This is a genomic window from Cupriavidus phytohabitans, from assembly GCF_000426345.1.
Classification (GTDB): Bacteria; Pseudomonadota; Gammaproteobacteria; order Burkholderiales; family Burkholderiaceae; genus Cupriavidus.
Genome location: NZ_KE384524.1, coordinates 1 through 7,034, shown reverse-complemented (window position 1 = coordinate 7,034; position 7,034 = coordinate 1). Strand labels below are relative to the sequence as shown.

Genomic DNA, 7,034 nt, shown 5'->3' with positions numbered 1-7,034 from the left:
TGGACGCCCGCGCAGGCCTGGGCTGTGATCGAACTGCTCGACGATCTGCGCGACCGTCTGCTTGCACACTATCAATTGGCTTTGGCCGAGTGGCTGGCCGAAGATCGGCAGGAGCATCCTGATGGCCTTGGCGATCTCGCCGATAACGACTTCTGATCCAGCAACAAGGGGCCCGTCGGGCCCCTTGTTCCATCAATGCCGTCGCTCCACATCTGGACCTCCGCGTTTGATCGCCACGTCCATCAGCATCACCCGACGACCTGCAACATTGGCGATGGACCAGACCGCAGCCACCCATCATTTACCGTGCCCGCGCGCCCATCGAATCCCGTGCTCACGCACAGCGAAGCACGGTCGAAAGCCGAAAGCGCTCACCGAAACTGCCGCTCCGGAAGCAGCGCCGGAAGCAGCGCCGGAAGCAGCGCCGGAAGCAGCGCCGGAAGGGAGGCGGACCCCGAAGCGCGGTCGCAAGCCGAAAGCGCTCACCGAAACTGCCACTCCGGAAGCAGCGCCGGAAGAGAGGCGGACCGCGAAGCGCGGTCGGAAGCCGAAAATCCTAGCTGAAGTTGCTGCTCCGGAAGTCACGGCTCAAGAGACCCCAACCCGGAAGCGCGGACCGAAGCAGAGAACACTGCCTGGAGTGGAGGCTGCCCCGGAAGCGCCGACCCAGAAGAGGCAAACGCGGAAGCCGCGACAGGAGCAAAAAGCGCCTACCGCAACCCAAAGCCCGTCCCAATCCTCACTGCTCGCCCAACTGGCATCTGTCAATGCGCAACTTGAGCAGTTGCGAGCCACGGAAGTGCCAAAGGTCGTGGAGGAGATTCGGCAGTGGATGCAGGAGTACGACCTCAGCATTGAGGACATTGCGGGCAAGCCCAGTGTTGAGCCAGCTGCCCGCCCTGTTCCGACCAAGACGAAGGCCGCGCCGCGTCCGATGTACCGCAACCCCAAGACGGGCCAGACCTGGCCGGGGCGTGGTAGGGCTCCCGCATGGATTGGCAAGAAGCGCGAGCGTTTCCTAATCGATCTCTTGCACTGAACGACAGGTTGGCGGGCGCGGCCGGTCCGTCCCCATATATAGGATCTAGCGAACTCGGCAGGTCGGAAGTTCGGCGGCCACTGCGCGGGAAGCCCAAGGGGGAGAGCCGGGCAACGACCCGGGGGGGCGGCGCTGCCTAACACCCGGGACGAAGGCAACGACAGCAGTGACGGCAGCGATGACAGCAAAAACTGAGCGGGCGGACGCGATCCGCTGGATCCAGAATGAGATGGCCGACTACGGGCTGACCATGGAGGAGCTGGAATCGGCCCCGCCCCGGGCGCCAGCACCCGTGGTCTGCTACCGCAACGTCGCGGGGCAGAGTTGGGACGGGCAGGGCGACATGCCCGACTGGCTGCGGCGGGCGGTTAATGCGGGGCAGGGTAAGGAGTTTTACCGGGTCGGATAAACGAAGCCCAGCTGCTGCAAGCGCTGAATTTTCTTTTCAATCATGGGCTTGCAGAGGATGCGCCGGATAAGTAGAAAAAACGGCAAATAAGTGATGTATTCGCTATATATGGCTAATAAGGTACATTTTGTAGCGCACACCGTAGGCGTAGGGCAAGTGGGGCGAACCTTAAGACGACTTGCGCCAAGTCAGTGGCCGGCCCCGATGAGTGTCCAAAATAGTGTCCAACGCGCCCCGACTCGGACTACAATCGAGGCACACATTAAGGAACCGGCCATGCAGACTCTTGGCAGCTGGAAGCACGCACCTCTCGCCTACGTCGTCGCCGAGCTACGGCTCGGGAGCATCCTGAACCTTGACCCCTTCGCCGCAAGTTTGCAGGACGCGCTCGGTGCGCGTTTCCCCCGCCTTGTGCGCGGCCAGGAGTTTGGGTTCGTTTTCGACCCGCAAGGTATGCGCCAGCAAGTGACGCAGCGCTTCCATTTCCTGACAGGCGAGGCGGACGCCTGCGTCGTGCTCACTGGAGACGTACTGGCGCTCCATGTAACTCGCTATTCGGATTCTGACGCATTCACCAGTCTATTTGCTGAGGTGCTTGCCGCGCTCGCGCAAGTGCGCGAACACCAGTTCGTCGAACGCATTGGTCTGCGCTATTGGGACATCGTGCGCGCCGAAGGTGGCCTCGATGTCGCGGATTTCTTCGCCGCGCCATTGTCAGGGTTGCTCGCGCCCCTTCACGGCGCGCGGCTCGCGCGTGATGTCCACGAACTCATGTATGAAGTATCCGGGCCGCCGCCGCATGTCGCAGTCGCGCGGCTAAGTCTCACGGCGCCGGCGTCGCAGCCGCAGCCTCCCTCGCTCATGCTGGTGCCCGAGCTTGCCCCGTCGTCCCGATTGCAGTCTACCCGTGACTTGATGGCGCAGGACGCGGCGGCGAAGGTCGGGTACGTAGATATCGACGTGGCGGCCGAGATCAAGAGCGTTCTCGATGTTGCGATGCTCGTTGGTGTGACAAAATCTCTGCATACCACGCAATCCACATTGTTTAGGCAGCTGACCAGCCCTAATGGTCAGGCGTACTGGCAAGACGGGGAGGAACAACGATGATGCAGAGGGTCGAAATCGGCCAGCGCTCGCAGGCCTTGCCGCTTCACGCGCTGAATGATTTTTCGGTGTCAACCGGGGGAGCGATCTCCCGGTCAATTGCAGATCCCGATGTTATTCGAATCTCGACCGGCTACCAGACTGCATCGTCAGGACAGGCCGAGATCCACATCATCCTGGATAACCTGGCGATCAAGCGATTCTTCGCGCAGGCTAACCGGGGAGGCAAGTTTGCGCGCGAGACACCCGCGCGCGCCGTGCCGCTGAGTGAGCGCCTGGTCGCCGTGAAGTCCGGCCTTGGATTGTCAACGAAGGATCTGGCCGAAGTGCTGGGCTGCGCGCGCGCGACGATCTATCTGTGGCTTGACCACGCCTATCAGGGTCAAGTCAACGACGACGCGCTGGAGCGTCTAGCGGCGCTTGAGAAGCTAACCAGGACCTGGAATGCCTATGGAGTTGGCGCATTAGGCTCTCGCTTACATGGGATGGCTTTGGAGCGCGAGGAGGGGCGAAGCCTGTTCGCGCTATTGAAGGAGGCTCCGATCAACGTCCAGCGATGCGAGGTGGCATTGCGCGCGATTGCCGATCAATGTCGCTTGCAGATCGATGCCTCGCGTCGCCTGGAGGGGCTCGTCGCGCGCGGTTTCGGCAGTTGAGAGGGCCGTTTGGACGATACCAACGATCCACCGACAATCGGCAGCCGACTCAATGACCTGCGATGGCAGCAGGGAGCGATTGCTGGGGCCGCGGCGATCCCGCTGGTTGTCGCCGCCCTTCGGGAGCAGCGGCGCGAAGCACTCGCCGATCAGCTGTCGCGGGGAGAGGCGTGCGCCGTTACGATCAGCCAGACCTGCGACATCGTTTGCCACTCTGATGCGGCCGAGCCATATGTTGAATTTGCTGTTGCGGGGATTCGCGCGGGGGCTCCGAACGCTCAGGATACGTTTCTCAAGAGCTTTCGCCGCTTTGCCGTCCCACTCGCCGATGGCTCACATCATCTGACTTTCCAGCCCTGGGATCGCTGCCTGGTAGAACGGGCATTGCTCGTCGATGGAACCCCGGACAACACTCTTACGATCGACCGGCGGGCCTGTCAGGATCTTGTCGACTGGTTGACGACACGGTATAAGCGGGCCGCACTGCCCGACGAGTTCAATGAACGCTTGAAGCTTGCTGGCGCAGAAGAAAGGCTGCGGAAGGTGCTGACTAGCGCGCCGCTTATAACTGAAATCTTTCTGCTCCTCAAGCCGCGCAATGAGGAGCTGACAGATCCGTCCGACACATATCAGTGCGACGTGGTGCTACTTTGCCGGCGCGATACGTTCCTCGATAGCAATGCGCGGGCGACACTTGAGCCAACCGTCCTCGAATTCGAGAAGATTCTCGGCACGGTTTCAGGCATCGCCGTGGAGGATGTCAACCTGCGTGGCGAGCATGAGTTTAGTCGCCACGATGTCCGCGAGTACGATCGGTGGCAGTTTGATGATGTTTCCTTTGCGGCAGACTATCGGGCTGCCAAGAAGCCAGGCTCAGCGCAAACACCGCATGACTATTCCATAGAATTCTGGCGAGGATTCGGACGGCCGAAACAGTCCGAGGATTGAGACCATCTTGTCATTACGTTAAAAGGAGAAGCATGAGCACCACCGCACACGCCACCGGCACCGTCGTCAAACTGAAATCGGGCGGCCCCGAAATGACGGTGAAGTACTGGCAAGACACGAACGAGTCCTATACCTGCCAGTGGTTTGCCGGCCGGAAGCTGGAGCAGGGAAATTTCAAGCACGATCAGCTGGTGGTGATCAACGAACCATCAGGCGCGTGATGGACGCCGCCGCCGTCGCTCAATGGATGCTTGCGCAGATCGAGCGGGATGCATGCATCTACCAGGACGATGTAGTCGACCACCTCGTGCGCAGCAAGCGGGAAGACTTGCTGATCGAGAATGCGGACGGAAACCAGGTTCTGGGCAAGGACATTCTGACCGCCTTCCGCAAGCTGACGGAAGAGACGGTCGTTTGGGTCAAGCCTGATCGCTACTGGCGCTTCCGCGTACCGGAGGACGAGCCCGGGCGGGAAGCCAGAGGGTAGGTCGCAGCGAACCGGGTGATTTTGTCGCCCAGAATGCTATGCAGAATATTTTTGACCGACGGGAAAACGGATGGCCGAGAAGAAAGACTACCAAGATGTGCTCATCATCATCGACACCGTGGCCTCGATTGTGACCACGGGCAACGGCCTGGTGAAGATTGGGCATCGGACGGAAGACACGAAGCTAAAGGCCGCGCTGGAGAAACTCGCGAGGGAGGTCCACATGCGCGGCGGGCCGACGCAGAAAATTCACCTTGGCAACATCTCGACAACCATGAGTCTCGGCAAGGCAGCAGATCAGATAAAGAAGTACTGCCAGGCCGTTCTTGCCTCTGCCAAGCCACAATGGCAGATCCTGGCCGAACAGCATGGATGGATACCGCCGACGCCAAACGCCTGATACCACCGCCCTCGGGCGGTTTTTCTTGGTGTGCCGAGCATGTCCAACAGCTCGGGGGTGCAAGTCCCCTATCCAACCTGATGGTGGTGAAGGATTAGTGAAGCGTAAGGGCGTCACCGTGAGGTGGGGTCTGAAGGAAGCCGGGGTCATCGTACTTTTGATGAGAAATTTGGCGCTTAGGTCCTGAAAAACGTTTGGAATCAGTTGCTTGCAAGAGCGCAGGGGTACGCGCGCGAAGTAGCCTGGAACCTTTGCCACAAGCTGCATTCCGGGTTGCTAGCGCCGGATTCCGCACCAAAAGTACGATCACCCCATCGATGAGGCCATTGGTGAACTGCTCGTCGAAGCGCTTAATCCGCTTGCTATTGAGGTGAGCCTGGCGGTTCAGCGCGAACTCCAGTTCCGCATCGACGAAGCCGACTGTCTGCGTCACAAGCAGGTGGAGCGCGCCCAGTATGAAGCCGATCTGGCGCAGCGCCGCTACATGCGCGTCGATCCGGAGAACCGGCTGGTTGCCGACTCACTCGAAGCAGACTGGAACCATAAGCTTCGAGCGCTGACTGAGGCCAACGAGGAATATCGGCGTCGGCGCGAACAGGACGCGCGTATTCTGACGGATGAGCAGCGCGCCGTCATCGTCTCACTGGCGTCCAACTTCCCCCGGCTATGGCGTGATCCCGCTACACCCGACCGGGAACGCAAACGCATGATCAGGCTGCTCCTGGAAGACGTCACCCTAAACCGGGACCAGCGGGTTACCGCACAGATCCGCTTCAAGGGCGGCGCTCACCGGACCCTCAGGCTGCCGTTGCCGCTGAAATCTTGGCAGCGATGGGTCACCCCTTCCACGGTGATCAAGGAGATAGACGAACTGCTCAATCACCATACTGTCCTGCAGATCGCGAATATCCTGAACGAACGTGGCGTCCCGTCGGGCACAGGTAGGCCCTTCAACGCAAAAATGATCGCACGTCTGCAGCGCAATTACTGTCTGAAGCCACGCTATGATCGATTACGCGAAGCGGGTCTGCTGACGCTGCAGGAGATGGCCGACGCGCTGCACGTCACGCCAACGAGCGTGAAGATATGGAACCGTCGCGGACTGATCCGTGGTCACGCCTACAGCGACAAGAACGAGTGCCTGACCCACCGGGCAATAATCCACCCCGAAAGGCACAGGGGATCAAGCTGTCCTGCCGGCGTCGCGTTGCCGACGTCGTCTCTGATCGCCGCGAGGAGGTGTAGTGTGAAACGCAAGCCTTGTCGCGCCAACTGCCCTTGCCGTCCATCGACAGCAGGATGCCGCGGTTGGGGCAGGTGACAGTCTTGCCAGGCATGGGGCGTAAGCGCGCGGCCGGGCACTGGCTCAGTCCGGCACCTTAGTCAGGCAATCGAGGGCTGGCGATTTCCGTAGACGCATAACTTGAAGGCACCGCGGTGTTGATGAAAATGGCTGCTTCTGGGCCAACCACTGCCGTTGCACTCCCATGCCAGATTGGTATCCCTTTGATTTCGACGCATGTATGGACCAGACGCAGTTTGCAAGTCACCTTTTCTAATGAGAAGTGGTCTGCACGTATGTCCAGTACGGGCGTTATGTGTAACCCAGCATCCTGTAAACCTGCTTTCGTTGCAGGCTGGATTATTCCAATCCATTAAATTGCTAAGGACCAGGATGCGCGGATCTCATCGAGACTGCGGGCGTGTTTCGGCTTCCGCCACCAGGCAAGCCGGACCCTCTTTACGAAATCGCCTTGGCACAATATGTAGTCGGACCTGAAAAATTCAGTCTGAGAGCTCAGCGTGACTGAAAGGCGGAGGATTCTGGGCCCTCATCAAACGACTGCGGCATGTGGGCTGAGTCGATTGGCGGCATCGGTGGCGAACCGGGCCATCCCTGTGAGCAAAGCTAAGACGAAAAAAAGCCCGCGGATACCGAGGCGGGCAATGGCCCGCAGCAGCCAACGGAGATTGAAGCCTGCGGCACAGAG

At 60.1% G+C, this 7,034-nt stretch carries 9 protein-coding genes; all 9 read left to right on the top strand.

Annotated features, from left to right (window positions below; all coding sequences use genetic code 11):
* Window positions 1-832 precede the first annotated feature (832 nt).
* The 9 genes from K309_RS44410 (at window position 833) to K309_RS39060 (ending at window position 6,364) form a co-directional block, all read left to right on the top strand.
* Window positions 833-1,039, top strand: a complete 207-nt coding sequence (locus K309_RS44410; protein WP_500784391.1) for an H-NS histone family protein — start codon at window positions 833-835, stop codon at window positions 1,037-1,039.
* 178 nt (window positions 1,040-1,217) lie between these two features.
* Window positions 1,218-1,448 carry an H-NS family nucleoid-associated regulatory protein gene (locus tag K309_RS0135605; protein WP_029050576.1) on the top strand — a complete coding sequence of 77 codons (231 nt, stop codon included), beginning with the start codon at window positions 1,218-1,220 and terminating at the stop codon, window positions 1,446-1,448.
* Between the two features lie 276 nt (window positions 1,449-1,724).
* Window positions 1,725-2,555 carry a TIGR04255 family protein gene (locus K309_RS0135600; RefSeq protein ID WP_029050575.1) on the top strand — a complete coding sequence of 277 codons (831 nt, stop codon included), beginning with the start codon at window positions 1,725-1,727 and terminating at the stop codon, window positions 2,553-2,555.
* Complete coding sequence (locus K309_RS0135595; protein WP_029050574.1) at window positions 2,552-3,208, top strand: hypothetical protein; 657 nt, start codon at window positions 2,552-2,554, stop codon at window positions 3,206-3,208. The genes K309_RS0135600 and K309_RS0135595 overlap by 4 nt, the downstream gene beginning before the upstream one ends.
* Before the next feature lie 9 nt (window positions 3,209-3,217).
* On the top strand, window positions 3,218-4,156 hold the full coding sequence (locus tag K309_RS0135590; protein ID WP_029050573.1) for a hypothetical protein: 939 nt from the start codon (window positions 3,218-3,220) through the stop codon (window positions 4,154-4,156).
* A gap of 32 nt (window positions 4,157-4,188) precedes the next feature.
* A complete protein-coding gene (locus tag K309_RS0135585; protein WP_029050572.1) occupies window positions 4,189-4,377 on the top strand; it encodes a YodC family protein in 189 nt (62 codons plus the stop codon).
* A complete protein-coding gene (locus tag K309_RS0135580) occupies window positions 4,377-4,643 on the top strand; it encodes a DUF6953 family protein (RefSeq protein ID WP_029050571.1) in 267 nt (88 codons plus the stop codon). Before K309_RS0135585 ends, K309_RS0135580 begins: the two co-directional genes overlap by 1 nt.
* A 70-nt stretch (window positions 4,644-4,713) precedes the next feature.
* Complete coding sequence (locus tag K309_RS0135575; RefSeq protein ID WP_029050570.1) at window positions 4,714-5,043, top strand: hypothetical protein; 330 nt, start codon at window positions 4,714-4,716, stop codon at window positions 5,041-5,043.
* 370 nt (window positions 5,044-5,413) lie between these two features.
* A complete protein-coding gene (locus tag K309_RS39060) occupies window positions 5,414-6,364 on the top strand; it encodes a hypothetical protein (RefSeq protein ID WP_051320787.1) in 951 nt (316 codons plus the stop codon).
* Window positions 6,365-7,034 lie beyond the last annotated feature (670 nt).

Excerpts from the sequence above, each read along its gene's own strand:
- K309_RS0135600 (WP_029050575.1), top strand. The coding sequence starts at position 1,725 with ATGCAGACTCTTGGCAGCTGGAAGCACGCACCTCTCGCCTACGTCGTC.
- K309_RS0135585 (WP_029050572.1), top strand. The coding sequence starts at position 4,189 with ATGAGCACCACCGCACACGCCACCGGCACCGTCGTCAAACTGAAATCG.
- K309_RS0135605 (WP_029050576.1), top strand. The coding sequence starts at position 1,218 with ATGACAGCAAAAACTGAGCGGGCGGACGCGATCCGCTGGATCCAGAAT.
- K309_RS0135575 (WP_029050570.1), top strand. The coding sequence starts at position 4,714 with ATGGCCGAGAAGAAAGACTACCAAGATGTGCTCATCATCATCGACACC.
- K309_RS44410 (WP_500784391.1), top strand. The coding sequence starts at position 833 with ATGCAGGAGTACGACCTCAGCATTGAGGACATTGCGGGCAAGCCCAGT.
- K309_RS0135580 (WP_029050571.1), top strand. The coding sequence starts at position 4,377 with ATGGACGCCGCCGCCGTCGCTCAATGGATGCTTGCGCAGATCGAGCGG.
- K309_RS0135595 (WP_029050574.1), top strand. The coding sequence starts at position 2,552 with ATGATGCAGAGGGTCGAAATCGGCCAGCGCTCGCAGGCCTTGCCGCTT.